This is a genomic window from Streptomyces bicolor, assembly GCF_000719285.1.
GTDB lineage: Bacteria > Actinomycetota > Actinomycetes > Streptomycetales > Streptomycetaceae > Streptomyces > Streptomyces bicolor.
Genome location: NZ_JOFS01000009.1, coordinates 268829 through 294047 on the forward strand (window position 1 = coordinate 268829; position 25219 = coordinate 294047).

Annotated in this window: 24 protein-coding genes and 1 pseudogene; 11 read left to right on the forward strand and 14 right to left on the reverse strand. The window is 70.8% G+C overall.

Features of this window, described 5'->3' with window-relative positions:
* Positions 1 to 6: 6 nt before the first annotated feature.
* On the forward strand, positions 7 to 420 hold the full coding sequence (locus IF78_RS0114295; RefSeq protein WP_031476928.1) for a nuclear transport factor 2 family protein: 414 nt from the start codon (positions 7 to 9) through the stop codon (positions 418 to 420).
* Positions 421 to 449: 29 nt separating this feature from the next.
* Here IF78_RS0114295 and IF78_RS0114300 read toward each other — a convergent pair whose 3' ends face one another.
* Positions 450 to 803 (reverse strand): cytidine/deoxycytidylate deaminase family protein, encoded by a 354-nt coding sequence (locus tag IF78_RS0114300; protein WP_031476929.1) that lies wholly within the window; start codon positions 801 to 803, stop codon positions 450 to 452.
* A gap of 49 nt (positions 804 to 852) precedes the next feature.
* Positions 853 to 1674: a helix-turn-helix transcriptional regulator gene (locus IF78_RS0114305; RefSeq protein WP_051827890.1), complete on the reverse strand. Its 822-nt coding sequence runs from the start codon at positions 1672 to 1674 to the stop codon at positions 853 to 855.
* A gap of 148 nt (positions 1675 to 1822) precedes the next feature.
* Between IF78_RS0114305 and IF78_RS0114310 the strand changes: the two genes are divergently transcribed.
* Complete coding sequence (locus tag IF78_RS0114310) at positions 1823 to 3292, forward strand: MFS transporter (protein ID WP_031476931.1); 1470 nt, start codon at positions 1823 to 1825, stop codon at positions 3290 to 3292.
* Here IF78_RS0114310 and IF78_RS0114315 read toward each other — a convergent pair.
* The 5 genes and pseudogenes from IF78_RS0114315 to IF78_RS0114335 form a co-directional block, all read right to left on the reverse strand.
* Complete coding sequence (locus IF78_RS0114315; RefSeq protein ID WP_031477219.1) at positions 3254 to 3613, reverse strand: MmcQ/YjbR family DNA-binding protein; 360 nt, start codon at positions 3611 to 3613, stop codon at positions 3254 to 3256. The genes IF78_RS0114310 and IF78_RS0114315 overlap by 39 nt on opposite strands.
* Before the next feature lie 24 nt (positions 3614 to 3637).
* Positions 3638 to 3947: pseudogene (locus tag IF78_RS43620) on the reverse strand (MmcQ/YjbR family DNA-binding protein); the annotation flags it as partial.
* Positions 3944 to 5251, reverse strand: coding sequence for a hemolysin family protein (locus tag IF78_RS0114325; protein WP_031476932.1), 1308 nt, complete (start codon positions 5249 to 5251; stop codon positions 3944 to 3946). The pseudogene IF78_RS43620 and the gene IF78_RS0114325, both read right to left, overlap by 4 nt.
* The gene (ybeY, locus tag IF78_RS0114330; RefSeq protein WP_031476933.1) at positions 5248 to 5745 is read right to left on the reverse strand and encodes an rRNA maturation RNase YbeY; all 498 of its coding nucleotides are present in this window, start codon (positions 5743 to 5745) and stop codon (positions 5248 to 5250) included. Before ybeY ends, IF78_RS0114325 begins: the two co-directional genes overlap by 4 nt.
* Before the next feature lie 15 nt (positions 5746 to 5760).
* Positions 5761 to 6828 (reverse strand): PhoH family protein, encoded by a 1068-nt coding sequence (locus tag IF78_RS0114335; protein ID WP_031476934.1) that lies wholly within the window; start codon positions 6826 to 6828, stop codon positions 5761 to 5763.
* Positions 6829 to 7259: 431 nt separating this feature from the next.
* Between IF78_RS0114335 and IF78_RS0114340 the strand changes: the two genes are divergently transcribed.
* Entirely contained in the window at positions 7260 to 7736 is a 477-nt protein-coding gene (locus tag IF78_RS0114340; protein ID WP_031476935.1) for a hypothetical protein, read from the forward strand.
* A 181-nt stretch (positions 7737 to 7917) separates the two neighbouring features.
* Here the strand turns inward: IF78_RS0114340 and IF78_RS0114345 are convergent, their stop codons facing one another.
* Positions 7918 to 8256, reverse strand: coding sequence for a P-II family nitrogen regulator (locus IF78_RS0114345; protein ID WP_031476936.1), 339 nt, complete (start codon positions 8254 to 8256; stop codon positions 7918 to 7920).
* Positions 8253 to 9572 carry an ammonium transporter gene (locus IF78_RS0114350; RefSeq protein ID WP_031476937.1) on the reverse strand — a complete coding sequence of 440 codons (1320 nt, stop codon included), beginning with the start codon at positions 9570 to 9572 and terminating at the stop codon, positions 8253 to 8255. The genes IF78_RS0114345 and IF78_RS0114350 overlap by 4 nt, the downstream gene beginning before the upstream one ends.
* A gap of 197 nt (positions 9573 to 9769) precedes the next feature.
* On the opposite strand from IF78_RS0114350, the gene era reads away from it, so the two are divergent.
* Positions 9770 to 10720 (forward strand): GTPase Era, encoded by a 951-nt coding sequence (gene era, locus IF78_RS0114355; RefSeq protein ID WP_037640431.1) that lies wholly within the window; start codon positions 9770 to 9772, stop codon positions 10718 to 10720.
* A 16-nt stretch (positions 10721 to 10736) separates the two neighbouring features.
* Here era and IF78_RS0114360 read toward each other — a convergent pair whose 3' ends face one another.
* Positions 10737 to 11588 (reverse strand): helix-turn-helix transcriptional regulator, encoded by an 852-nt coding sequence (locus IF78_RS0114360; RefSeq protein ID WP_031476939.1) that lies wholly within the window; start codon positions 11586 to 11588, stop codon positions 10737 to 10739.
* 119 nt (positions 11589 to 11707) lie between these two features.
* On the opposite strand from IF78_RS0114360, the gene IF78_RS0114365 reads away from it, so the two are divergent.
* Positions 11708 to 12562 carry an NAD-dependent epimerase/dehydratase family protein gene (locus IF78_RS0114365; RefSeq protein ID WP_031476941.1) on the forward strand — a complete coding sequence of 285 codons (855 nt, stop codon included), beginning with the start codon at positions 11708 to 11710 and terminating at the stop codon, positions 12560 to 12562.
* A gap of 25 nt (positions 12563 to 12587) precedes the next feature.
* Here IF78_RS0114365 and IF78_RS0114370 read toward each other — a convergent pair whose 3' ends face one another.
* The 4 genes from IF78_RS0114370 to IF78_RS0114385 form a co-directional block, all read right to left on the reverse strand.
* A complete protein-coding gene (locus IF78_RS0114370; protein ID WP_031476943.1) occupies positions 12588 to 13820 on the reverse strand; it encodes an MFS transporter in 1233 nt (410 codons plus the stop codon).
* 64 nt (positions 13821 to 13884) lie between these two features.
* A complete protein-coding gene (locus IF78_RS0114375; protein WP_031476945.1) occupies positions 13885 to 15219 on the reverse strand; it encodes a GH1 family beta-glucosidase in 1335 nt (444 codons plus the stop codon).
* 46 nt (positions 15220 to 15265) lie between these two features.
* Complete coding sequence (locus IF78_RS0114380) at positions 15266 to 15532, reverse strand: protealysin inhibitor emfourin (protein WP_031476947.1); 267 nt, start codon at positions 15530 to 15532, stop codon at positions 15266 to 15268.
* Positions 15533 to 15553: 21 nt separating this feature from the next.
* Positions 15554 to 16624 (reverse strand): M4 family metallopeptidase, encoded by a 1071-nt coding sequence (locus IF78_RS0114385; RefSeq protein WP_031476949.1) that lies wholly within the window; start codon positions 16622 to 16624, stop codon positions 15554 to 15556.
* A 319-nt stretch (positions 16625 to 16943) separates the two neighbouring features.
* Between IF78_RS0114385 and leuA the strand changes: the two genes are divergently transcribed.
* The 6 genes from leuA (at position 16944) to IF78_RS0114415 (ending at position 25146) form a co-directional block, all read left to right on the forward strand.
* A complete protein-coding gene (gene leuA, locus IF78_RS0114390; RefSeq protein WP_031476951.1) occupies positions 16944 to 18665 on the forward strand; it encodes a 2-isopropylmalate synthase in 1722 nt (573 codons plus the stop codon).
* 272 nt (positions 18666 to 18937) lie between these two features.
* On the forward strand, positions 18938 to 19636 hold the full coding sequence (locus IF78_RS0114395) for a TerB family tellurite resistance protein (RefSeq protein ID WP_031476953.1): 699 nt from the start codon (positions 18938 to 18940) through the stop codon (positions 19634 to 19636).
* Between the two features lie 245 nt (positions 19637 to 19881).
* Positions 19882 to 21969 carry an MMPL family transporter gene (locus tag IF78_RS0114400; protein WP_031476955.1) on the forward strand — a complete coding sequence of 696 codons (2088 nt, stop codon included), beginning with the start codon at positions 19882 to 19884 and terminating at the stop codon, positions 21967 to 21969.
* A gap of 55 nt (positions 21970 to 22024) precedes the next feature.
* Positions 22025 to 23260 (forward strand): sensor histidine kinase, encoded by a 1236-nt coding sequence (locus IF78_RS0114405; protein ID WP_031476957.1) that lies wholly within the window; start codon positions 22025 to 22027, stop codon positions 23258 to 23260.
* Entirely contained in the window at positions 23257 to 23916 is a 660-nt protein-coding gene (locus tag IF78_RS0114410; protein WP_031476959.1) for a response regulator, read from the forward strand. Before IF78_RS0114405 ends, IF78_RS0114410 begins: the two co-directional genes overlap by 4 nt.
* A gap of 39 nt (positions 23917 to 23955) precedes the next feature.
* Positions 23956 to 25146, forward strand: a complete 1191-nt coding sequence (locus IF78_RS0114415; RefSeq protein ID WP_031476961.1) for a sialidase family protein — start codon at positions 23956 to 23958, stop codon at positions 25144 to 25146.
* The last annotated feature ends 73 nt before the right edge of the window (positions 25147 to 25219 follow it).

Consider the following 25219-nt stretch of genomic DNA (forward strand, 5'->3'; position numbering starts at 1 on the left):
CCGGCCATGAGCGACGACGCGAGTGCGGCCCCGCACGGACCGGACGGTGCGCTGCACGACCGGCTCGCCGCCCTCGCGCACGACTGGGCGGCGGCGATGGTCTCCGACGACCCCGCGCGGATCGCCGGCTTCATGGCCGAGGACTGGGTCATCGTCTCCGAGTCGGGCATCTCCACCCGAGGGCAGTTCCTGGCGTACGTCGAGTCCGGCGACCTGACCCACTCGGCGTTCCAGCTCGTCGGCGAGCCCAGGATCCAGGTGTACGGCGACTCGGCGGTCCTGACGGCCCGGATCACGAACACCGCTCACTACCGGGGCGAACGCTTCGACGCCGACGAATGGACGACCGACGTGTTCGTACGGCGCGACGACCGATGGCTCTGCGTGCTCAGCCACATCACGGGGGCGGCCCGGACCTGAACTCCGGCCGGGTCCGTGTCCCGCGGGCCTCAGCCGGCCGTCACCGTCGTACGAACCACCCCGTCCGGCCCCGCCACCAGCACCGGCGTGCCAGCCCCACCGAGATCCCGCACCGCCGCCCGGTCCTCCGCCGACAGCGACTCCGCCTCCGTCACGACCGCCGCCGCCTCCAGCGACTTCGCCCCCGACGCCACCGCCATCGCCACGGCGGTCCGCAGCGCGCTCAGCTTCAGCGAGTCCAGGGCGACGGTCCCGGCGACATACGTACGGCCGGTCTCGTCCCGTACGGCCGCCCCCTCGGGCACACCGTTGCGGGCCCGCGCGGAACGGGCCAGGGTGACGATCTTGCGGTCCTCGGGGTCAAGCGCGCTGTTGTCGGTCATGACCTGAGCATACGAAGCGGCACCCGCCCTGCCCTGCCACGGGGTACGCCTACCCGGCCACGGGGTACATCGCCCCGCGCCGCCCCTCGGGCGACGCCAGCCACTGAAGCTTCGCCGCCGTGTTCGCCTCGTCCAGCGGCGTGTGCAGCACGATCGACAGATCGGGCCGCACCGGCATCTGCATCACGCTCGACTCCAGGCACAGCACCCCGACCAGCGGATGGTCCAGCTCCTTGCGGATCTGCCCGGCGTCCTCGATGTCCCGCCGCTCCCACAGTTCGCGGAACTCCGGACTGGACGCCGTCGCCTCGGCCAGCACGGCCTGGAATCCCTCGTCGTCGGGGGAGGCCGAGCACACCGCGCGGAACTGCGCCACGACCGTACCGGCGTTCGCCTCCCAGTTCTTCGCCCGCGCCCGGTACATGGGATCGGTGAAGAAGTCGATCAGGCAGTTCCACCGCCTGCCGGGCCGTATGCCGAGCACCGTCGCGGCCGCGTCGTTGAACAGCACGCCGTTGTAGTACCGGTCCATGATGTGCGCCGGATACGGCATCCACGCGTCGATCAGCCGCCGCAGCCCGTCACACATGTCCTGCTTGCCGGGCGCGACTTCGGGCGTCGGCGGATTCAGCCCGGCCAGCAGATACAGGTGCCGGCGCTCGGCGTTGCTCAGCCGCAGCACCCGCGCCACCGAGTCCAGCACCTGCGGCGACACGGTGATCTCCCGCCCCTGCTCCAGCCACTGGTACCAGGAGGCGCCCACCCCGGCGAGCACGGCGACCTCCTCGCGCCGCAATCCCGGCGTACGGCGCCGCGCCCCGCCGTCCGGCAGGCCCGCCTCGGCCGGCGTCACCCGGGCCCGCCTGGTCATCAGGAACTCGCGCAGTTCCTGCCGCCGTTGGCTCTTCAGCGTGCCCTGAGACACGTACGGATCCCCCTCATCCCGTTGCCTGGTGGTGCCACCACCAGCACAACTTCCCGCTCCCCACGGCTATTCCGGCGCCAGCAGTCTCTTGCCCATGGCGATCGACACCACCAGCCCCACTCCCAGTTCCACTCCCAGTCCCACCTCACCGCTCGACACCCCCCGGATGTCGACGCGCGACAAACTCGTCCTGTTCATCCTGTGCGCGGCCCAGTTCATGGTCGCGCTCGACTTCTCCGTCCTGAACGTCGCCCTCCCCGTCCTCGGCGCCGACCTCGGGATGAGCCAGTCGGCGCTGCAGTGGGCGGTCACCGCGTTCGCGCTGCCGTCCGGCGGGTTCCTGCTCCTCTTCGGCCGCATCGGCGACCTCTACGGCCGCCGCAAGCTGTTCCTCACCGGCCTCGCCCTGTTCGCCGCGGCCTCGGTGCTCGCGACGTTCGCCTGGGACCCGGCGTCGTTCCTCGCCGGACGCGCGCTGCAGGGTCTCGGCGCGGCGGTCATCGTCCCGACCGGAATGTCCCTGCTCACGACCACGTTCGCCGAGGGGCCGGCCCGCGACCGCGCCCTCGGCATCTCGGGGACGCTGATGTCCCTCGGCTTCACCATCGGCATGGTCGCGGGCGGAGTCCTGACCGACGCGCTCGGCTGGCGCTCCACGATGGGCCTGCTCGCGATCTTCGCGCTGATCGTGCTGCCGCTCGCGCCCGGTCTGCTGCCCGAGTCCCGCACCCCCGAGCGCCCGCACCTGGACGTGCCCGGCGCGATCACCGTCACCGGCGGCCTGCTGTCCCTGATCTACGCCCTCACGACCGCCGCCGACCACGGCTTCGGCCGCGCCGACGTCATCGCGACCCTGGTCGCGGGCATCGCGCTCCTCACGGCCTTCGCGGTCGTCGAGTCCCGCACCCGGCAACCGCTCGTCTCCCTGCCCATGCTGCGCCGCCGCACGGTGGCGTGGGGCAACCTGGGCGGTCTGGTCACCTTCTCGATGATGTCGACGGTGGTCTTCGTGCTGACCCTGTACCTGCAGGAGACCCTGCGCCTGTCGGCGTGGGAGACCGGCCTGGTCTTCGGTGTCCAGGGCGTCGTGTCGGTGATCGCGGGCTCGCTCACCCCGAGGGTCATCAGCCGGCTCGGCGCGCGCCGCACATTGGTCGTCTCGCTGGCCGGCCAGGGCGTCTTCACCGCGGGCCTGCTGTTCCTGAACGCCCACACCTGGTCCGTCTGGCTCGCCACCGCCGCCGTCTCGGTGGCGAGCATGTTCCACCTGGGCGCGATCATCTCCTACGGCCTGACCGTCACCTCCGGTGTCCCCGACGAGGAGCAGGGCCTGGCCACCGGCCTGGTCACCTCGACCCAGCAGGTGGGCCTCACGGTCGGCATCCCGCTGCTCGGCGTCCTCGCCACCACCGCCGGCGACCTGCTGTCCGGCACCCGCACGGTCATGGCGCTGAACGTGGCGATCGTCCTGGCCGCCGCGGCCCTGATCGCGCTCGGCCTGCGGCCCTGGCGGGCGGCGGCCGGCTCAGGGGCGGTCGAGGCGGAGGCGGTCGGCTCTCGGTAGACCCGCCACGACAAGGTCGTACGAGTCCTCGATGAGCTCCCGGACCAGGCGGTCCGGGAGCTCGCCGTCCACCGTGACCGTGTTCCAGTGCCGCTTGTTCATGTGCCAGCCGGGGACGATCAGCCCCGGGTGCTCGCCGCGGAGCCGTACGGCGTCCTCGGGGTCGCACTTGAGGTTGACCTTCAGGGGGTGCGCGTCCAGGTTGGTCAGGGCGAAGAGCTTGCCCAGGACCTTGAAGACCGAGGTCTCCGGGTTGAAGGGGAAGTCCTCGACGGTCGCGTTGAGGGAGAGGCAGAAGGCGCGCAGTTCTTGAGGTGTCACGTCGGCTTCACCTCCGGTTGCGGCGACGGGGCGGATGGGGAGTGCATCGTCGGCCGTCGCCGTGTTCCAGTGCCGCTCGGGGGTCTGGGGGGTATCCCCCCAGAGAGCACAGCATGTGCCAGCCGGGGACGATCAGGCCCGGGTGCTCGCCGCGGAGCCGTATGGCGTCCTCGGGGTCGCACTTGAGGTTGACCTTCAGGGGGTGCGTGTCCAGGTTGGTCAGGGCGAAGAGCTTGCCCAGGACCTTGAAGACCGAGGTCTCCAGGTTGAAGGGGAAGTCCTCGACGGTCGCGTTGAGGGAGAGGCAGAAGGCGCGCAGTTCCTGAGGCGTCACTCGGACTCCTTCTCCTCTTCCCGGAGCGCGACGGGGCTCACCGGCTCCACGAGAACGGTCACGATCTTGTTCCGTCGGCCGGCCGCCGCCTCCGCCGTCAGGCGCAGCTCACGGCCGTCGGGCAGCTCCACCACGGACGACGCCCCGGCGATCGGCACCCGGCCGAGCGCCTTCGCGAGCAGCCCGCCGACCGTCTCCACGTCCTCGTCGTCGTACTCGTCGAGGCCGTACAGCTCGCCCAGGTCGGTGATGTCCAGCCGGGCGGTGACCCGGTGGCGGTCCTCGCCCAGTTCCTCCACCGGCGGCAGCTCACGGTCGTACTCGTCGGTGATCTCGCCGACGATCTCCTCGAGGATGTCCTCGATGGTGACGATGCCCGCGGTGCCGCCGTACTCGTCGATCACGACGGCCACGTGATTGCGCTCCTTCTGCATCTCCCGCAGCAGGTCCCCGGCGTTCTTGGTGTCGGGCACGAAGAACGCGGGCCGCATCGCCGTCGACACCAGCTCGCTCTCCGCGTCCCGGCTGATGTGCGTCTTGCGGACCAGGTCCTTCAGATACACGATCCCGACCACGTCGTCCTCGCTCTCCCCGACGACCGGGATGCGCGAGAAGCCGGAGCGCAGGGCGAGGGTGAGGGCCTGGCGGATCGTCTTGTACCGCTCGATCACGATCAGGTCGGTACGCGGGACCATGACCTCGCGCACCAGCGTGTCACCCAGCTCGAAGATCGAGTGCACCATCCGGCGCTCCTCGTCCTCGATCAGCTGCTCCTTCTCGGCGAGGTCGACCAGCGCGCGCAGCTCCGCCTCGGAGGCGAACGGGCCGCGGCGGAAGCCCTTGCCCGGGGTGAGCGCGTTGCCGATGAGGATCAGCAGATAGGGGATCGGCCCCATGATCCGCGCGAGCGGCAGCAGGACGTACGCCGCCGCCGTCGCCGTGTTCAGCGGATGCTGGCGGCCGATCGTGCGCGGGGAGACCCCGACGGCGACGTACGACACCAGGACCATGACCGCTATCGCGACCAGCAGCGCCTCGGTGGTGCTGTCGAACTCCTGGAGGCAGGCGTACGTGACGAGCGCGGCCGCGGCCATCTCGCAGGCCACCCGGACCAGCAGCGCGACGTTCAGATAGCGCGTCGGATCGGCGGCGACCAGCGCGAGCTTCTCGCTGCCGCGCCGGCCGCCGCGTACGGCCTCCTCCGCGCGGAAGCTGGAGACGCGCGCCAGGCCCGCCTCCGCGCAGGCGGCGAGCCAGGCGACGACCACCAGGGCGATCGCACCGGAGATGAGGGGGATGCTCATGACACAGTCGGGGCCGGTGAGGGCCCCGTCAGGCCCTTCTCCGAACGCCAGCCGTCCACGATGGCGGCCTGCAGGCCGAACATCTCGGCCTTCTCGTCGGGCTCCTCGTGGTCGTACCCGAGCAGGTGCAGCACTCCGTGGACGGTGAGCAGCTGGAGCTCCTCGTCCATGGAGTGCTGCGTGGGCGCCTCCGCCCCCTGCTTGGCGGCGACCTCGGGGCACAGCACGATGTCACCGAGCAGCCCCTGGGGCGGCTCGTCGTCGTCCTTGGAGGGCGGCCGCAGCTCGTCCATGGGGAAGGACATGACATCGGTGGGCCCGGGCAGGTCCATCCACTGGATGTGGAGCTGCTCCATGGCGTCGGCGTCCACGACGATCACCGAGAGCTCGGAGAGCGGGTGGATGCGCATCCGCGCGAGCGCGTAGCGGGCGATGTCGAGGATCGCCTGCTCGTCGACCTCGGTTCCGGACTCGTTGTTGACGTCGATCGACATGGTCGTGCGTGTTCTCTACTTCCCCTTGTGCCCGGCCTTGCCGCCGCGGCCCTTGTGTGTGCCGTTCTGGGTGCCGTGCTTGCTGTCGTACACCTCGTACGCGTCGACGATACGGCCGACGAGCTTGTGCCGTACGACATCGTGGGACGAGAGCCGGGAGAAGTGGACGTCCGGGACGCCGTCCAGGATGTCCTGCACCTGCCGCAGACCGGACTTGGTGCCGTCCGGGAGGTCGACCTGGGTGACGTCACCGGTGATGACTATCTTCGAGTCGAAGCCGAGGCGGGTGAGGAACATCTTCATCTGCTCGGGGCTGGTGTTCTGGGCCTCGTCCAGGATGATGAAGGCGTCGTTCAGCGTGCGGCCACGCATGTACGCGAGCGGCGCGACCTCGATCGTCCCGGCGGCCATGAGCCTCGGGATGGAGTCGGGGTCGAGCATGTCGTGCAGCGCGTCGTACAGCGGGCGCAGGTAGGGGTCGATCTTCTCGTACAGCGTGCCCGGGAGGAATCCGAGCCGCTCGCCCGCCTCCACCGCCGGCCGGGTCAGGATGATGCGGTTGACCTGCTTGGACTGCAGGGCCTGCACCGCCTTGGCCATGGCGAGGTACGTCTTGCCGGTGCCGGCGGGGCCGATGCCGAAGACGATCGTGTGCTTGTCGATCGCGTCGACGTACCGCTTCTGGTTGAGCGTCTTCGGGCGGATCGTGCGACCGCGCGAGGACAGGATGTTCTGGGTGAGGACCTCGGCGGGGGTCTCCTCCGGGCCTTCGCCGTTCTCCGTTGCCCTGAGCATGGCGATCGAGCGTTCCACTGCGTCCTCCGTCATCGGTTGTCCGGTGCGGAGCACCAGCATCATCTCGTCGAACAGACGCTGGACAAGGGCGACTTCATGACTGTCGCCGACCGCGCTGATCTCATTGCCCCGGACATGGATGTCGGTCGCCGGGAAGGCCTTCTCGATCACGCGCAGGAGGGAGTCGCCGGACCCCAGGACGGTCACCATGGGGTGCTGGGCGGGGACGGTGAACTGCGCTCGTGCCTGCCCCTGCGCGGGGGTGTGAGCTGTGGGTGTCTGAGTCATGGGCCGGCTCTGTAGGCCTGCTCATCCTCCTCGATACGACTCGCCTGCCACGTGGGCGGCCTGGCGATTTCTAGAGTACGCCGGGGGACTGACAACGCCGTAGGCCTTTTCACGGTGGCCGTTTTCACGGGCTCCACGGCGGTCGCTTCACGAGCGGGACGCGCTTTCGCGGCCGGTAACCGACCGGTGACGCTCCGCTGCTCCCGGCGGGGCCCTCGCCCGGCAGAGAGCGGTTGTCGTCGGCCGGAAATCACCCTTGCCGGGCTCCACCCCACGCGCATCAATGGAAACAGCAGTTCCGACGGACCGTCAGATTCACCCCCCATGCGACGTCCCGCACCACGTCCGCCCGCACGGCCCGTCCTCGTACCTCCCGTTCATCCCCACACCGAAATCCCCACACGGGAAGGGAACAGGATCCGATGAATCGGATGAGAGGCAAGCGAATCGGAGCAGGTGCGGCGCTGGTGGCCGGGGCCCTCGCGGCCACCGGACTGGCCTTCGCGCCCGCCGCCCTCGCCGTCACCCCCGAAACCGCGACGATCAACGCCGACTGCGGCAGCTTCGGCGGCGGCGAGGCCACCCTCACGGCGACACAGAACGGCACCGCCGCCACCGTCACCGTCAACTCCTCCGCGATCACCGCGCCGATCGCGCTGGGCGAGGACTCGATCTCCTCGACACTCACCCTCGTGAAGGCGGGCGGCGGCACCGTCGCCTTCACCGGCACGGAGAACCCGGCGATGGCCGCCGGCGACCCCGTCCAGGTCGGCCCGCTCAGCGGAACCGTCGCCTCCGGGGACAGCCTGGAGGCCTTCGGCGGCTCGCTGCAGATGACCGTCTTCGGCATCACCATCACGTGCACGGCGACCGGGCCGCAGTCGCCGGGCCCGTTCGTGTTCGACTGAGGCGCCTGACGCGCTGACGCCAGGGCGCGGTCCCGGCGTCGCCGGAGCTTGTGCGTGCAACTGCGAGACGGAGGAGCCGTGTCGATCAGCCGCTACGGCGGCGACCGACGACAACGCCGCAGCTGTGCGTGCCGGGCCCCGCGGCGACGCCGGGACGATCCGCCGGACCGGCCCTACGGCTTTACAGCGCGTCGGGGCCGCGCTCGCCCGTCCGCACCCGTACGACCGTGTCGACCGGCAGCGCCCAGACCTTGCCGTCGCCGATCTTTCCGGTCTGCGCGGCCTTCACGATCGCGTCGATGACGTCGTCGGACCGCGCGTCGTCCACGACGACCTCGATCCGGACCTTCGGCACCAGGTCGACCTGGTACTCCGCGCCCCGGTACACCTCGGTGTGGCCGCGCTGACGGCCGTAGCCGCTCGCCTCGGTCACGGTCAGACCGTGCACACCGATCTCCTGGAGGGCGGTCTTGACCTCGTCGAGCCGGTACGGCTTGACGATCGCGGTGATGAGCTTCATGCCTGCTTCTTGACCTTCTGGGCGGCGGCGACGGAGGAGGAGGGGGACGCGGTGACCGGGGCGCCGTGCCCCAGGACCCCGTGATCGTAGGCGGTCTCGGCGTGCACCGTAAGGTCCAGGCCGGTGTGCTCCTGCTCCTCGCCCGCCCGGAAGCCCATGGCCTTGTCGATGACCTTGCCGATGCCGTAGGTGACGAGGAAGGCGTACGCCGCCACGGCCACGATCGCCACCAGCTGCCTGCCGAGCTGCGCGAGTCCGCCGCCGTACAGCAGGCCCTCGGCCCCGCCCGTCATCGTGGACGTCGCGAAGACGCCGATCAGCAGGGTGCCGATGACACCGCCGACGAGGTGGACGCCGACGACGTCCAGGGAGTCGTCGTAGTCGAGCTTGAACTTCCAGCCGACGGCGTAGGAGCAGACGACACCGGCGGCGAGGCCGATGACGAGCGCGCCGAGCAGGGACACCGAGCCGCAGGACGGCGTGATGGCGACCAGGCCGGCGACCGCGCCGGAGGCGGCGCCCAGCGTCGTCGGATGACCGTCGCGCTTCTGCTCCACGAAGAGCCAGCCGAGCAGGCCGGTGCAGCCGGCGGCGAGGGTGTTGAGGAAGGCGGCGGCCGCGAGGCCGTTGGCGCCGAGGGCGGAGCCCGCGTTGAACCCGAACCAGCCGAACCAGAGAAGACCTGCGCCGAGCATCACCATCGGCAGGTTGTGCGGCCGCATGGCGTCCTTCTTGAACCCGAGCCGCGGGCCCAGGACCAGGCAGAGGGCGAGGCCGGAGGCGCCGGAGGTGATCTCGACCGGGAGACCGCCGGCGAAGTCCAGGGCGCCGAGCCGGTCGAGGATCCAGCCGCCGGGGCCCCAGGTCCAGTGGGCGACGGGAACGTATACGAGGAGCGCCCACACCGGCACGAAGACCAGCCACGCGCCGAACTTCGCGCGGTCGGCGATCGCACCGCTGATCAGCGCCGCCGTGATGATCGCGAAGGTGAGCTGGAAGGTGGCGAAGAGGAGGGTGGGGACGGTGCCCTGGACGCTGTCGGGGCCGAGGCCGGACATGCCGGCGAGGTCGAGCCCGCCGATGAGCCCGCCGAAGGCGTCGTCCCCGAAGGCGAGCGAGTATCCGCAGGCCAGCCAGACGACCGTCACCAGGGCGATGGACACGAAGCTCATCATCAGCATGTTGAGGACGCTCTTCGTGCGGACCATGCCGCCGTAGAACAGGGCCAGGCCCGGGGTCATCAGCAGCACGAGGGCGGTGGCGGCGAGCAGCCAGGCGGTGTCGCCGGTGTCGACGCTTGCGGCGGCGAGGGGCACGGTGGTCTCCAACGGTGCGGGGGCTCGTCAGAGGTTCACCGGGAAGCGTTTCCGGCTGTGTACGGGTGTGTTTCCGGGGTGTTTCATTGCGTGGGGGTTTCCGGAAGCTCACGCGGCGGGTGGTGGTCGCTCCTGTGTGCGGGGTGTGGTCGCTCCCTTGTACGGCGGGGGCTTGTGGATCAGGGAGAATGGGCGCCATGAGCGTTCGCAGTCAGTCATCCGAGCCGTCCGAGGCCCCCCACCGCGCCGGCTTCGCCTGCTTCGTGGGCCGCCCCAACGCGGGCAAGTCCACGCTTACGAACGCTCTGGTCGGGCAGAAGGTGGCGATCACCGCGAACCAGCCGCAGACGACGCGGCACACGGTGCGAGGGATCGTGCACCGGCCCGACGCGCAGCTGATCCTGGTGGACACCCCCGGGTTGCACAAGCCGCGCACGCTGCTGGGCGAGCGCCTGAACGACGTCGTACGCACCACCTGGGCCGAGGTCGACGTGATCGGCTTCTGCCTGCCCGCGAACGAGAAGATCGGTCCCGGCGACCGCTTCATCGCGAAGGAGCTGGCGTCGATCAAGAAGACGCCGAAGATCGCGGTCGTCACCAAGACCGACCTGGTGGACCCGAAGACGCTGGCCGAGCAGCTGATCGCGATCGACCAGCTGGGCAAGGAGCTCGGCTTCGAGTGGGCCGAGATCGTGCCCGTCTCGGCGGTCGGCGACAAGCAGGTGGGCCTGCTGGCCGACCTGCTCGTTCCGCTTCTGCCGGAGGGGCCGGCCCTCTATCCCGACGGTGAGCTGACCGACGAGCCCGAGCAGATCATGATCGCGGAACTGATCCGCGAGGCCGCGCTCGAGGGCGTCCGCGACGAGCTGCCCCACTCCATCGCCGTCGTGGTCGAGGAGATGCTCCCCCGCGAGGACCGCCCCGCCGACAAGCCGCTCCTCGACATCCACGCCTTCGTCTACATCGAGCGGCCCAGTCAGAAGGGCATCATCATCGGCCCGAAGGGCAAGCGGCTGAAGGAAGTCGGGATCAAGTCGCGCAAGCAGATCGAGGCGCTGCTGGGGACGCCGGTGTTCCTGGACCTCCACGTGAAGGTGGCGAAGGACTGGCAGCGGGACCCGAGGCAGCTTCGCAAGCTGGGGTTCTGACCTCACCTGCTCGGACTCACCTGCTCGGAGCGGGGGACATGTCCTGCACCCCCACCACCCGCAGCAGTTGCAGGCGCTCGTACGCCTCCGTCCCCGGTCGGGCCGTGTGGACCACCAGGAGGTGGTGGTGCAGGTGGCTGAGCATGACCTCGCAGTCGAGTTCCAGTAGGCCGACCACGGGGTGCACGAAGCGTTTCGTCGCCCGGTTGCGCCGGGACACCTCGTGCTCGTCCCACAGGCGGGCGAACTCCTCGCTGGCCGCACGGAGTTCGGCGACCAGCGCGGCCGGTTCCGGGTCGTCGGGGCGGGCCGCGGTCACCGCGCGCAGGCTCGCGACATGGCCGCGTGCGTGGTCCGCGCGGTCCTCCTCCGGGAACAGGGCGCGCGCGGCCGGGTCCAGGAAGAACAGGCGGGCCAGGTTGCGGTCGCGCGGGGGCCGGGACATCACGTCGCCGACCAGCGCCCTGGCCATGGCGTTCTGGGCGAGCACCTCGCCGCAGTCGGTCACCACCTGTGCCGGCGTGTCGTACAGGCGGTCCAGAATCAGCAGCAGACCGGGGCGCACATGCCCCGACGCCGTCTCGCGGCGCGGGGGCTCCTCGCCCGCCAGATGGAACAGGTGGTCGCTCTCGACATCGGTGAGGCGCAGCGCCCGGGCCAGGGCCGTCAGCATCTGGCGGGACGGGCGCGGCCCCCGTGACTGCTCCAGCCGCGCGTAGTAGTCCACGGACATCCCGGCCAGCGCCGCCACCTCCTCCCGGCGCAGCCCCGGCGTACGGCGGCGGCTGCCGGCCGTGAGGCCCACGTCGGAGGGGCCGAGGCGGGCACGGCCGCGGCGCAGGAAGTCAGCGAGTTCGGCTCGGTTCACTCCCCCAGGCTCGGGCATGCCGCCCGGCTTATCCAGGGACTGCCGATCCCCTGATCAACGGGTCTCTCCCGCTCGTACCCGTGCCGTCCGAGGGTGGTCGGTGACGAGAGGAGCAGGACATGCTGACTTTGGTGACGGGTACGACGGGTCAGGTCGGCCGCCGCTTCGTGCCGAGGCTGCTGGCGCAGGCCCGGCCTGGAGAGAGCGTGCGGGTGCTGGTCAGGGACGCCGCGCGCGGGGAGCCCTTCGCCGAGCTGGGCGCCGAGGTCGTGGTCGGTGATCTGCGGGACGCGGAGGTGCTGGGCAAGGCGGTCGCCGGGGTCGACGCCGTGGTGAACGTCGCCGCGTCCTTCCGCGGGGTCCCGGACGAGGAGGCGTGGGCCGTCAACCGGGACGCGGCCGTGGAACTGGGCCGCGCCGCGCAGGCCGCCGGTGTGCGGAGGTTCGTGCAGGTCAGCACGGGACTCGTGTACGGCGTCGGACGCGGACGGCCGCTGACCGAGGACGACGAGACCCGGCCCGGCGGGGCGATGTGGGGCGCCTACCCCGAGTCCAAGGCGCAGGCCGAGCGGGAGCTGCTCGCGCTGGACGGCATGGACGTGCGGGTCGGGCGGCTGCCCTTCGTCTACGGCGAGGGCGATCCGCATCTCGCCCAGTCCCTGATGTGGGCCGGGAACTGGGCGGCGACCCAGCGGTTGCAGATGGGCCATCACGCGGATGTCGCCCAAGGGCTGCTGCGGATCCTGCATGCGCCGGGGATCGCGGGGCGGATCTACAACATCGCCGACGACGCCCCTGTTACGGCGGTTGAGTTGCACCAGTTGAACGGGGTTGACGTGCCGGAGGGGTTGTACGACCGTACCGATCCCGATCCGTGGCTCGCGATCATGTCCACCGAGCGGATCCGACGGGAGCTGGGGTATCGGCCGGTGTATCCCAGTGTTTATGCGGCGCGGGATGCCGGAGCCCTCTAGTCGGCGTTGCCGGACCGTCCGCTGACTAGTCCACGCCCTTGATCCGGCCCACCAGCACCGCCCCCGCCAACCCGATCACGGCCGCCACCAGGTACAGCACCCGGTAGCCGCCCATGTAGGTGACGATCGGCGCGGCGAGGGCGGGTGCCGCCACCTGCGGCAACGCATTCGCCACGTTGATGACGCCGAGGTCCTTGCCCCGGTCCCCCGCCTTCGGCAGTACGTCCGTCATCAGCGCGAAGTCGACCGACATGAACACCCCCAGCGCCACGCCCAGCAGCGCCGCCACGACGATCGCGCTCGGCCACGTCTGCCAGGCGGCGAGCAGGGCGGTGGCCGCCGCCATCAGTACGCCGGACCACCGCACGAAGGGCTTGCGGCGGCCCACGCGGTCGGACCAGACGCCGCCCACCACGACCGTGGCCAGCAGCGTGACGCTGTTCACCGCGGTCAGGATGAGCACTCCCTGCTCGGGGTCGTCGTAGCGGAGCCGGTCCCGCAGGTAGTACAGCAGGTAGAGGATCACCAGCGCGTTGCTGAGGTTGATCAGGAAGCGGGTCAGCCAGGCCCAGCCGAAGTCCGGGTAGCGGCGCGGACTCAGCCAGAAGCCGCGCACGAACGAGCCCCAGGACCACGCCGGCCGGTCCGCGACCCCCAGCCTCAGATCGCGGTACCTCAGCACATACGGCAACACCCCGGCCACCGCGAACACCGCGCACGCCGCATATCCCGCCGCGATCCCGCCGGCCGCCGTCGCCAGACCCGTACCGGCGACCGCGCCGAGGATCTGCGCCGCCCCCAACCAGCCGCCCACCGCCCCGCGTTGGAGCCGCGGCACCCGGTCCGGCACGGCCGCCGTCACCGCTGCGAAGGCCGCGTTCAGCGTCAGCTGGACCAGGCACCAGCCGACCGCCATCGTCCACAGTCCGCCCGCGCCGGCGAGCAGCAGCAGCGACAGCGCGCCGCCCGCCGCACCGGCCACGATCCACGGCGTACGGCGGCCCCAACGGGCCGTGGTGCGGTCCGACAGGGCGCCGAAGAACGGGTTAGCCGCCAGGGACACGACCGCGCCCACGCCCGTCACCCAGGCCAGCAGCGTCTCCTTCGACATCCCCGTGCCGGGCGCGAAGTCCTCCGCCTGCCGGGCCAGCAGGATCTGCAGCGGGCCGTACCAGCCCACCCAGATCGCCACGTTGGCCAGCCCCAGCGCCGCCGTCCAGCCCCCGCCGACCCTCCCCCAGTTTTCGACTTCGCTCAAACCGGGGGCACCCCCATGCCGGGTTCGATGAGGGCATGGGGTGGCAGACCGGGCTCGGCCCTCGTCATCCCTGCGCCCGGAGCACGTCCCGCAGCCAGCCGTACGACGCCTTGGGCGTCCGCGTCAGCGTCTCGTAGTCCACGTGCACCAGGCCGAACCGGCGCGCATATCCCTCCGCCCACTCGAAGTTGTCGAGCAGCGACCAGACGAAGTACCCGCGCACGTCCACGCCCGCCTCCACCGCCTTGTGCAGAGCACGGATGTGGCCGTCCAGATAGGCGATCCGCGCCTGGTCGTCGACGCCCTCGTACGAGCAGCCGTTCTCGGTGATGACGACCGGAGGGAGCCGGTCGCCGTAGCGCTCCCGGAAGCCGGTGAGCAGTTCCGTCAGGCCCTCGGGGACCACCGGCCAGCCGAAGTCCGTCGTCGGCACACCCTCGATCTCCCGCACCGAGAAGGGCAGTTCGGCCGGCATCGTCACCCCGCCGAACTCGATCTCCGTACCCTGCGGGGCGCCCACCCGGGTCGGCGCGTAGTAGTTGACGCCGTAGAAGTCGAGCGGCTCGGCGATGACCTTCAGGTCGGACTCGACGTCACCGGGCATCAACTCGCCGATGCCGTCCGGGTATCGGCCGAGCAGCAGCGGGTCGGCGAACAGCCGGTTGAGGAGCAGGTCGTAGAAGTCCGCCGCGTCCAGGTCCGCCTGCTCCCGCGACGCCGGCCACGTCGGCCCGTGCGAGTTGGCGATCCCGATGTCCGTGGCACCGGCCGCGCGCAGCGCGCGTACGGCCAGACCGTGGGCCAGGAGCTGGTGGTGGGCCACCGGGAGGGCGTCGAAGAGGAGCTGCCTGCCCGGGGCGTGGGTGCCGAGGGCGTGGCCCAGGAGGGTGTGTTCGGCGGGTTCGTTGAGGGTGATCCACTTCTCCACACGGTCGCCCAGGCGCTCGGCGACCACCGACACGTACTCGGCGAAACGGGCGGCCGTGTCCCGGTCGAGCCAGTCGAGCGCGACCGGGAGGTCCCAGTGGAAGAGGGTCGGGACCGGGCGTACGCCCGCCGCGCACAGCTCGTCGACCAGACGGTCGTAGAAGTCGAGGCCCTTCGGCGCGTTCACCCGGGGCCAGGAGATCGAGAAGCGGTACGCGCCCACGCCCAGGTCGGCCAGGAGCGCCACGTCCTCGCGGTAGCGGTGGTAGTGGTCGCAGGCGACCGCTGCCGTGGAGCCGTCCTTCACCCGTCCCGGCTCGGCCGTGAAGGCGTCCCACACGGACTTCTCGCGCTCGTCCGTCGCTCCCTCGATCTGGTGGGCCGAGGTCGAGACGCCCCACAGGAAGCCGGCCGGGAACTGGGGTATCGGGTTCGTCGCGCCGCGCGCATCAGTCGCCATGCGCCGGATCATCCGTACCGGCGGTAACGGAAGTCAACGGCCCGGCGTGAACTGCCCGTTACGCGCCTTCCTTGAGCACTCTGGAGATCAGCTTGCGCTGCTCGTCGGTGAGCCGGGGATCCGAGCAGTACACCGTTTTGCCGTCCACGGTGATCTGGTAGCTGAAGCCGTCCGGAACCCCGATCGGGGGCGTGCCCCGGCCGGACGCGACCGCGCTCTCGGCCAGGGCGTGCCACTCCTGGGCGTCGGGCCGCCCCGAGGTATCCACCTCGGCGTGCCGCTCGATGCCCGCGAATCCGCCCGTGCGCCGTACCTGAATACGCATGGGTTCCTGTCTAGTACGGACTTACAGGATCCGCACCCCGACCTGCTCCCACGCCTTCTCCACGGCCCGACGCTCGTCGGTGGCGTCGCCGTAGAGCTTGCGTGCGGCGTCGACGGTCAGCTTGGCGAAGTCGGAGAACATGGCCCGGTCCGACAGCTCGCCTCCGGTCAGGACGTGGTACCAGATCTGCCCCGCCCGCTCCCAGGCGTGGCCGCCGAGGGCGGTCGCGACCAGGTAGAACGCGTGGTTGGGGATGCCGGAGTTGATGTGGACGCCGCCGTTGTCGCGGCCGGTGCGGACGTACTCGTCCATGGTCGCGGGCTGCGGGTCCTTGCCGAGGACGTCGTCGTCGTACGCCGTACCCGGCTCCTTCATCGAGCGCAGGGCCTTGCCGGAGACGCTGGGGGCGAGCAGGCCGGCGCCGATCAGCCAGTCGGCCTCGGCGGCGGTCTGGCCGAGCGTGTACTGCTTGATGAGGGCGCCGAAGACATCCGACATGGACTCGTTCAGGGCGCCGGGCTGGCCGTAGTACGTGAGGTTGGCCGTGTACTGGGTGACGCCGTGGGTGAGCTCGTGGCCGATGACGTCGATCGGGATGGTGAAGTCGAGGAAGATCTCGCCGTCACCGTCGCCGAACACCATCTGCTCGCCGTTCCAGAAGGCGTTGTTGTAGTTCTCGTCGTAGTGGACGGTGGCGTCCAGGGGCAGGCCGTCGCCGTCGATGGAGTGGCGCTGGTACGCCTTCAGGAAGAGCTCGAAGGTGGCGCCGAGGCCGGAGTACGCCCGGTTGACCGTGGCGTCCTGGCCGGGGTCCTGGCCCTCGCCGCGGACCTTGGTGCCGGGCAGGGCGGTCCCGTGCTCGGCGTCGTAGATCGTCCGCAGCGGCTGCTCCGACGGTGCCTTCGCCGTCGGGGCGGCCGCGAGGGCGAACTCGGTGGTCACACGGCGCTTGCCGCGCAGCTCGCTGTCGCGCATCAGGGTCCGCCGGGCGGGACCGGAGAGTGCGGGGTCGTCGTTCCGTGCCAGCTTGTCGAGGACATGTGGCGGTACGACGGTGCAGAAGACGGGCTCGAAGCCCCCGTTCGTCGTCATGCCCGGCACCCTTGCATTGGGTGATGCCGCTGTCACTACCCGCAACCATGATTGGTGAAATATGCCGACAGGGAGCCGCACGCTCCGTGACGAAGTGGTATGGCGCACTTTTTGCCCCATTCGTCCTTCGGGTCCCGCATACTGATACGGCGCCCCGCATCCGAAGGGGCTCGGCTAGCATGCGGAGCATCATGCGTTTCGGGCTGCTTCTTCTTAGCTGCCGCGGCGAGGGCCTGTAGTCCAGGTCGACTCCCTCCCCGCGGAGCTTCGCGTTGCGTCGTCGGCCGTCCTTCCGGACATCCTGAGGAGCCCCGCAAACATGGCGAACCGCCAGCAGCCCAGTTCCATGCCGATCCACAAGTACGGCCGCTACGAGCAGGTCGACATCCCGGACCGCACCTGGCCGGACACCCGCGTCACCGTTGCCCCCCGCTGGCTCTCCACCGACCTGCGCGACGGAAACCAGGCCCTGATCGACCCGATGTCGCCCGAGCGCAAGCGCCGGATGTTCGACCAGCTGGTCAAGATGGGCTACAAGGAGATCGAGGTCGGCTTCCCGGCCTCGGGCCAGACGGACTTCGATTTCGTACGGTCGATCATCGAGGAGCCGGGCGCGATCCCCGACGACGTCACGATCTCCGTACTGACCCAGGCCCGCGAGGACCTGATCGAGCGGACCGTGGAGTCCCTGAAGGGCGCCAAGCGGGCGACCGTCCATCTGTACAACGCCACTGCCCCCGTCTTCCGCCGGGTGGTCTTCCGCGGCTCCAAGGACGACATCAAGCAGATCGCCGTCGACGGCACCCGCCTGGTGATGGAGTACGCCGAGAAGCTGCTGGGCCCGGAGACCGAGTTCGGCTACCAGTACAGCCCCGAGATCTTCACCGACACCGAGCTGGACTTCGCGCTGGAGGTCTGCGAGGCGGTGATGGACGTCTACCAGCCGGGTCCGGGCCGCGAGATCATCCTCAACCTGCCCGCCACGGTGGAGCGTTCGACGCCGTCCACGCACGCGGACCGCTTCGAGTGGATGAGCCGCAACCTGTCGCGCCGCGAGTACGTCTGCGTCTCCGTGCACCCGCACAACGACCGCGGTACGGCCGTCGCGGCGGCCGAGCTGGCGCTGATGGCCGGCGCCGACCGCGTCGAGGGCTGTCTGTTCGGGCAGGGTGAGCGCACCGGCAACGTCGACCTGGTCACCCTGGGCATGAACCTGTTCTCGCAGGGCGTCGACCCGCAGATCGACTTCTCCGACATCGACGAGATCCGTCGTACGTGGGAGTACTGCAACCAGATGGAGGTCCACCCGCGCCACCCGTACGTGGGCGACCTGGTCTACACGTCCTTCTCCGGCTCCCACCAGGACGCCATCAAGAAGGGCTTCGACGCGATGGAGGCCGACGCGGCCGCCAAGGGCGTGACGGTGGACGACATCGAGTGGGCCGTGCCGTACCTGCCCATCGACCCGAAGGACGTCGGCCGCTCCTACGAGGCCGTCATCCGCGTCAACTCGCAGTCCGGCAAGGGCGGTATCGCGTACGTCCTGAAGAACGACCACAAGCTGGACCTGCCGCGCCGGATGCAGATCGAGTTCTCCAAGATCATCCAGGCGAAGACGGACGCCGAGGGCGGCGAGGTCACCGGTGGTGACATCTGGGCGGTCTTCCAGGACGAGTACCTGCCGAACCCCGAGAACCCGTGGGGTCGGATCCAGGTCAAGAACGGTCAGTCGACGACCGACACGGACGGTGTGGACACGCTGAAGGTGGAGGCGACCGTCGACGGCGTCGACACGGTCCTGGCCGGTAGCGGCAACGGTCCGATCTCGGCCTTCTTCGATGCGCTGGCGAAGATCGGCGTGGACGCGCGTCTGCTGGATTACCAGGAGCACACGATGAGTGAGGGCGCGTCCGCGCAGGCCGCGTCGTACATCGAGTGTGCGATCGACGGCAAGGTGCTGTGGGGGATCGGCATTGACGCCAACACCACGCGGGCCTCGCTGAAGGCGGTCGTGTCGGCGGTCAACCGGGCCGCTCGCTAGCGGTTTCGCTTTGCGGGGTGGGCCGTCTCCACTCGCCATAGGCGCACTGGAGAGTGGGTGAGTGCGGCTCCGTCGTGGCTGGTCGCGCAGTTCCCCGCGCCCCTTGGGTAGGCTCCGCTCGCCGTTTCTCGGCGGGCGGAGCCCGTCCATTTCCAGCCATTGACCTGTGCAGGTCACGGAAAGGTCTCGTCCGGGGTACTGACTCCGCGTCCGTGATGTGGCTAACATCACGCAAGCGCGGCGATGTTGCCGCGGCATTACGGAGGTGCGACGTGCTGCCAGGACGGGGACGAGACGGCCGTGCCGCCAGGCTTGCGCGCATCCTGGGCACCCGCACCGCGTGGTCGGCCATGGGTGACGGCGAGTTCTTCTGTCCCGGATGCGGGGGCGACCGCAACTACCAGCGGCTGACCGGACACCGCCGCTTCACTCTGCTCGGCGTGCCCGTGCTGCCGCGTGGGGAGACCGCCCCGGTCGTGGAGTGCGCGGCCTGTCGGCGTCACTTCGGCACCGACATCCTGGACCACCCGACCACGACCCGCTTCTCCGCGATGCTCCGCGACGCCGTGCACACCGTCGCCCTGGCGGTGCTGGCGGCGGGCGGCACCTGTGCCCGTCCGTCCCTGGAGGCCGCGGCGGCCACGGTGCGGGCGGCCGGCTTCGACGACTGCACGGAGGAACAGCTCAACGCCCTGGTCGAGGCGCTGGCCGCGGACACCGGGCGGGTCTTCTCCGAGCCCTGCGGTGCCGGTCTGGCCATAGAGCTCCACGAGGCCCTCGACCCGCTCGCCCCGCACCTCGCCCCGGCCGGACGCGAGTCCATCCTGCTCCAGGGCGCCCGGATCGCCCTGGCCGACGGCCCCTACACGCCCGCCGAGCGCGACGTCCTGGCGACGGTCGGCGCCGCCCTCACCATCTGCGCCGAGGACGTGACCCGGCTGCTGGCCGCGGCGGCGCGCACACCGTCGTAGAGCCAACCGTCGTAGAACTCAACCGTCGTAGAACTCAACCGTCGTAGAACTCGGCGGTACGAGACGACCGCCGCCTCGGCCCGGGCCCCGCGCTCTTCGCCCGCAGTACTCCCGGGGGAGTAATCCGGCCGTCCCGCCGCCCCCGGCAGTACCCCCGAACTCGCACCTGCGCCCGACGATCCGCCCCCGTCCCGCCGGGAGTCTGGAACCGATCCAGACATCCGGACCGGAGGGAGGCCCGTCAGATGGGGGCCGTAAGGACAGCAGCGCGGCGACGGCGTGCCGTGCCCTGGCTCGTGCTGGGGCTGTGGATCGCCGTGCTCGCGATCGCCTCGCCGTTCGCGTCGAAGCTGGCGGACGCCCAGCGCGACCGTGCCATCGACTACCTGCCGGCGAGCGCCGACTCCACCCAGGTCGCGAAGATCCAGGACCGGTTGCCGGGTGGTGAGGCCACGGAGATGGTCGTCGTCTACCACCGTGACGGTGGGCTCACCGCGGCCGACAGGGCCACCGCCGCCGACCAGATCGACCGGATCGCCGGCGCGCACCAGCTCACCGCCCGGCCACAGGGCATCCCGTCGAAGGACGGCACCACCCTGATGTACCCGGTGGCCAGCACCGAGCCGGGCCAGGACGAGAAGGCCCGCGACGAACTCGTCCACGAGGTGCGGGACGTGGCGAAGGGCGGCGACGGACTGAGCGTCGAGGTCGGCGGCGAGGGGGCGCTCGCCACGGATTCCGCCGAGGTCTTCAACTCGCTCGACGGGCCGCTGCTCTACACCACCGCGGCCGTCGTCGCGCTGCTGCTGATCCTCATCTACCGCAGCCCGTTCCTGTGGCTGGTGCCGCTCGCCGTCGCGGGCATGGCCGACTACCTGTCCATGGGCGTGGCATACGGGCTCCATCAGGGCTTCGGCACCTCGATCTCCGGCCAGAGCTCCGGGATCATGACGATCCTCGTCTTCGGCGCCGGCACCGACTACGCGCTGCTGCTCATCTCCCGGTACCGCGAGGAACTGCGCCGCATCGAGCGGCCGTACGACGCCATGGCCGCCGCGCTCAGGGGCTGCGGGCCCGCCGTGCTCGCCTCCTCCGGCACCGTCGCCGCCGGACTGCTGTGCCTGCTCGCCGCCGACCTCAACTCCAGCCGGGGCATGGGCCCCCTCGGCACCGTCGGTGTGCTGTGCGCGCTCGCCGCGATGCTGACACTGCTGCCCGCGATCCTCGTCCTGCTGGGCCGACGCGTCTTCTGGCCGCTCGTGCCGCGCTTCGGCAGCACGCCCAAGGCCCGCAGGTCCCTGTTCACCGCGATGGGCAGCTCCGCCGGACGCCGGCCGATCACTGTGCTGGTGGGCGGCGCCGTCCTGCTCGGCGCCCTCGCGCTCGGCGCGCTGAACCTGCCCGGCAGCCTCAAGCAGGCGGACTCCTTCACCAGCAAGCCCGACGCCATCGCCGCCATGGAGACGCTGGCCGAGGCCTACCCCGAGCGGGGCACCCAGCCCATCACCGTCATCACGCCGGAAGACCGTGCCGACGACACGCTCGCGTCGATCCGCGGTATCCGGGGCGTCGACAGCGCCCAAGAGGGACGTACCGGAGACGGCTGGACGGAGATCTCCGTCCTCGCCACGGCACCGCCCCAGTCAGCGGGGGAGACCGCCACCATCGAGGCCCTGCGCGACAGGCTCGACGGCTCCTTCGTCGGCGGGCCCAGCGCCGAGCAGATCGACCTGAAGGACACCAACGCCCGGGACACGACGATCGTCGTCCCGATCGTGCTGCTGTCCGTACTGCTGATCCTGATCGCCCTGCTGCGTTCGCTCGTCGCGCCGCTGATCCTGGTGGGAGCCGTGGTCGCGGTGTGGGGCGCGGCGCTCGGCATCGGCGGACTCGTCTTCGGGCCGGTGTTCGGCTTCGAGGGCACGGATCCCGGGCTCGGACTGCTGTCCTTCGTGTTCCTGGTGGCTCTCGGCGTCGACTACGGCATCTTCCTGATGCACCGGATGCGCGAGGAGTGCCTGAACGGCGCCGAACCGGCGACTGCCGCGCTCACCGCGCTGCGCACGACGGGCGGCGTCATCGCCTCCGCCGGGCTCGTCCTCGCCGCCACCTTCGCGGTGCTCACCAGCATGCCGCTGGTACCGCTCGTCGAGCTGGGCTTCGTCATCGCGGTGGGCGTCCTGCTCGACACCTTCCTGGTGCGCACCTACCTGGTGACCAGCGCGAGCGTGGCGCTGCGGCGCAGGGTGTGGTGGCCGGGCCGGCTCGCCCGCACGCCCGAACCACCCGTCCCGCCGAAGGAACCGGAGCGCGTGGCCGTCTCCGCCCACTGACCCGACCGGCGCCCCTGACTCCCCAAGGGGCGCCCCGCTCACGGAAGATGAGCCCGTGCAGGAAACCACGACAGCGGCGCGTCCCCGCCTCGGCGAGCGGACCATGGCGGCGATCAACCGCGACCCCCTGACCGCCCCGCACCGCACCCGCAACGACGCGCTGCTGGCCGCGGCCTGGGCCGCCCTCGCCGTGGTCACCGCCCGGCTCGGCGACCACGGGCTGCGGCCCGACGCGCTCGGCTGGACCCTGCTGCTCGCCGCGCACGTGCCCCTCGTGTGGCGACGCCGCCGTCCCATGCCGGTCATGCTCGTGGTGCTGGTCTGCATCGCCCCGTACCACGCCCTCGACAACAACCACGCCGCGCCCATCCCCGCGACCATGGTGGTGCTCTACACCGTCGCGGCGACGGGCACGGTGCGCCGCACGCTGCTCGTCGGCACCGGCGTCCTCGGCGTGACGCTGGCCATCAACGCCTTCACCAACCCCGACGGGACCATGGAGGTCCTGCGGATCTCCGGCTGGGTCGTCGCGGTCCTGTTCTGCGGTATCGACGTCCGCTACTACCGCCAGTACGTCCGCTCCATCGTCGAACGCGCCGAACGCGCCGAACGCACCCGCGAGGAGGAGGCCCGCCGCCGCGTCGCCGAGGAACGCCTGCGCATCGCCCGCGACCTGCACGACCTGCTCGCGCACAGCATCACGCTCATCGGCGTGCAGACGTCGGTGGCCGCGCACGTCCTGGCCGCCGACCCGGAGCGGCTGGACCGCGAGACGATCGCCAAGTCGCTCGACGACATCGCCGAGACCTGCCGCACCGCACGCGGTGAACTCCGTACGACACTGGACGTCCTGCGCGAACAGGGCGTGGCCGGCGAGGCGCGCGGCCCGCTGCCCGGGCTCGACGGAGTACCGGACCTGGTGGAGGCGGCGCGGCTGGCCGGGGCGCGGGTGCAGTCGGAGGTACGGGCGCGGGAGGCGCCGCCCGCCGTGGGCGCGGCCGCGTACCGGATCGTGCAGGAGGCGCTGACGAACGTCGTCCGGCACGCGGGGTCCGAACCGGCCGTACGCGTCGAGCTGTACGAGGAGCGGGGCGCCCTGCGGGTGTCGGTCACCGACGACGGCCCGTGCCCCGCCGCCGTTGCTGCGAACAGCCCCGGCTACGGCCTCGTCGGCATGCGCGAGCGGGCCCGCAGCGTGGGTGGCACACTCGACGCCGGGCCGCGACGCGAGGGGGGTTTCGAGGTGAGGGCCGTACTGCCCGTCGGAACGGACCGGGAGGGGAACCGATGATCCGCGTGCTGCTCGCGGACGACCAGACGCTGGTGCGGGAGGCGTTCGCCATGCTGGTCGAGTCGGCCCCGGACATGGAGGTCGTCGGCCAGGCGGGCACTGGCCGGGAGGCCGCCGAACTGGTCCGCAGCGCCCGCGCCGACCTGGTCGTGATGGACATCCGCATGCCCGATCTGGACGGCATCGAGGCGACCCGGCTCATCGCGGCCGACGAGGACCTGGCCGGGGTGCGGGTCCTGGTCCTCACCACCTACGACACCGACGAGAACATCGTGGACGCACTGCGCGCCGGCGCCTCCGGATTCCTCGTCAAGGACACCCGTCCGGCCGAACTCCTCGACGCCATCCGCACGGTGGCGGCGGGGGAGGCCCTCCTGTCACCGGGTCCGACCGCACGGCTGATCGAGCGTTTCCTGCGCAGCCCCTCCGCACCCACCACCGCCGGGCCCGAATGCCTGTCCGAACGTGAACGCGAAGTGCTGACGCTGGTCGCGCGCGGTCTCAACAACACGGAGATAGCGGAGGCGTTGGGACTGAGCCCGCTGACGGCGAAGACCCACGTCAGCCGCATCATGGGCAAGCTGGGGGCGCGGGACCGGGCGCAGTTGGTCATCGTGGCGTATGAGTCAGGAATGGTGTCACCGGGGAGTCTGTGACGGACAGGTCAAAGTCTGACCCTCCGTCAAGGGAGCTCGATGACCATCCTGAGCCGCACACTCCTGGCCACCGCAGTACTCCTGACCACTCCGCTCACCACGGCCGGCACCGCGTCGGCGGGCACCGGCTGCACGTCGTCCCTCCCGTACGTCTCGGGCGAGGGCGGCTACGACACGTACCGCATCCCGGCGACGATCACGACCCCGCGCGGCACGGTTCTGGCCTTCGCCGAGGGCCGGCACGACAGCGCGGGGGACACCGGAGACATCGATGTCGTCCTCAGACGCTCCACCGACGGCGGCTGCACCTGGGGCCCGCTGACGGTGGTCGCCGCCGGGGAGGGGGACACCCGCGGCAATCCGGCGCCGGTGGTGGATCCGCGCACGGGCACGGTCGTGCTGGTCACCTCCTACAACAGCGGTGATGTGACGGAGGCGGAGATCATGCGGGGCGAGGCGACGCCGGAGGAGAGCCGCCGGGTGTTCGTCCAGCGGAGCCTGGACGACGGGCGGCACTTCTCCTCCCCCCGGGACATCACGCGGCAGGTGAAGCCGGCGAACTGGCGCTGGTACGCGACGGGCCCGGGGCACGCGATCGCGCTCACGCGGGGCGAGCACGCGGGACGCCTGGTCGTCCCGTCGAACCACTCGGCGGCCCCGGCGCCCGGCTCCGCCGACACCGGCCAGGAGCCCAAGTACTACGGCGCGCACGCCATCTACAGCGACGACGCCGGTCTCACCTGGCACATGGGCTTCGTCGACGCCTCCTACGACGGTTACAGCAACGCCAACGAGTCGACCGCCGCCGAACTCCCCGACGGCCGTCTGTACTTCAACTCCCGCGACCAGCACGGCACCAGCAGCGGCAACCGTCTCGACGGCCACTCCAGCGACGGCGGCGAGACGCTGGACCGCCCGTACACCGTCCAGCCCGCCCTGAACGACGTCCCGGTGGTGCAGGCGAGTGTCCTCCAACTCCCCGGGCGCGGAGGCCCGTTGCTGTTCTCCGGTCCGTCCGTTCCCACCGCCCGCCAGTCGATGGCTGTGTGGCGCAGTACGGACGGCGGGGCGACCTTCACGAAGGCGCTGACGCTGTCTCAGCGGCGGGCGGCGTACTCCGACCTGGTGCGGGTGGACCGGCGTACGGTCGGGATCCTGTACGAGACGGGGGAGACGGGGACGTACGAGACGATCGAGTTCCGGAGGTTGCCGGTGACGGACCTGGGCTAGCGGGCGCGGCCGGGTGTTTTCTCGCCCCCGCCGCCCCTGGGGGGCTCTGCCCCCTGGACCCCCGCTCCTCAAA

What these genes read in the sequence shown, in the direction of transcription:
- era (WP_037640431.1), top strand. Translation starts at nt 9,770, where the DNA reads ATGAGCGTTCGCAGTCAGTCATCCGAGCCGTCCGAGGCCCCCCACCGC.
- IF78_RS0114375 (WP_031476945.1), bottom strand. Translation starts at nt 15,219, where the DNA reads ATGATCCGGCGCATGGCGACTGATGCGCGCGGCGCGACGAACCCGATA.
- leuA (WP_031476951.1), top strand. Translation starts at nt 16,944, where the DNA reads ATGGCGAACCGCCAGCAGCCCAGTTCCATGCCGATCCACAAGTACGGC.
- IF78_RS0114300 (WP_031476929.1), bottom strand. Translation starts at nt 803, where the DNA reads ATGACCGACAACAGCGCGCTTGACCCCGAGGACCGCAAGATCGTCACC.
- IF78_RS0114365 (WP_031476941.1), top strand. Translation starts at nt 11,708, where the DNA reads ATGCTGACTTTGGTGACGGGTACGACGGGTCAGGTCGGCCGCCGCTTC.
- IF78_RS0114345 (WP_031476936.1), bottom strand. Translation starts at nt 8,256, where the DNA reads ATGAAGCTCATCACCGCGATCGTCAAGCCGTACCGGCTCGACGAGGTC.
- IF78_RS0114380 (WP_031476947.1), bottom strand. Translation starts at nt 15,532, where the DNA reads ATGCGTATTCAGGTACGGCGCACGGGCGGATTCGCGGGCATCGAGCGG.
- IF78_RS0114385 (WP_031476949.1), bottom strand. Translation starts at nt 16,624, where the DNA reads ATGACGACGAACGGGGGCTTCGAGCCCGTCTTCTGCACCGTCGTACCG.
- IF78_RS0114415 (WP_031476961.1), top strand. Translation starts at nt 23,956, where the DNA reads ATGACCATCCTGAGCCGCACACTCCTGGCCACCGCAGTACTCCTGACC.
- IF78_RS0114340 (WP_031476935.1), top strand. Translation starts at nt 7,260, where the DNA reads ATGAGAGGCAAGCGAATCGGAGCAGGTGCGGCGCTGGTGGCCGGGGCC.
- IF78_RS0114410 (WP_031476959.1), top strand. Translation starts at nt 23,257, where the DNA reads ATGATCCGCGTGCTGCTCGCGGACGACCAGACGCTGGTGCGGGAGGCG.
- IF78_RS0114310 (WP_031476931.1), top strand. Translation starts at nt 1,823, where the DNA reads ATGGCGATCGACACCACCAGCCCCACTCCCAGTTCCACTCCCAGTCCC.
- ybeY (WP_031476933.1), bottom strand. Translation starts at nt 5,745, where the DNA reads ATGTCGATCGACGTCAACAACGAGTCCGGAACCGAGGTCGACGAGCAG.
- IF78_RS0114400 (WP_031476955.1), top strand. Translation starts at nt 19,882, where the DNA reads ATGGGGGCCGTAAGGACAGCAGCGCGGCGACGGCGTGCCGTGCCCTGG.
- IF78_RS0114335 (WP_031476934.1), bottom strand. Translation starts at nt 6,828, where the DNA reads ATGACTCAGACACCCACAGCTCACACCCCCGCGCAGGGGCAGGCACGA.
- IF78_RS0114325 (WP_031476932.1), bottom strand. Translation starts at nt 5,251, where the DNA reads ATGAGCATCCCCCTCATCTCCGGTGCGATCGCCCTGGTGGTCGTCGCC.
- IF78_RS0114295 (WP_031476928.1), top strand. Translation starts at nt 7, where the DNA reads ATGAGCGACGACGCGAGTGCGGCCCCGCACGGACCGGACGGTGCGCTG.
- IF78_RS0114305 (WP_051827890.1), bottom strand. Translation starts at nt 1,674, where the DNA reads ATGACCAGGCGGGCCCGGGTGACGCCGGCCGAGGCGGGCCTGCCGGAC.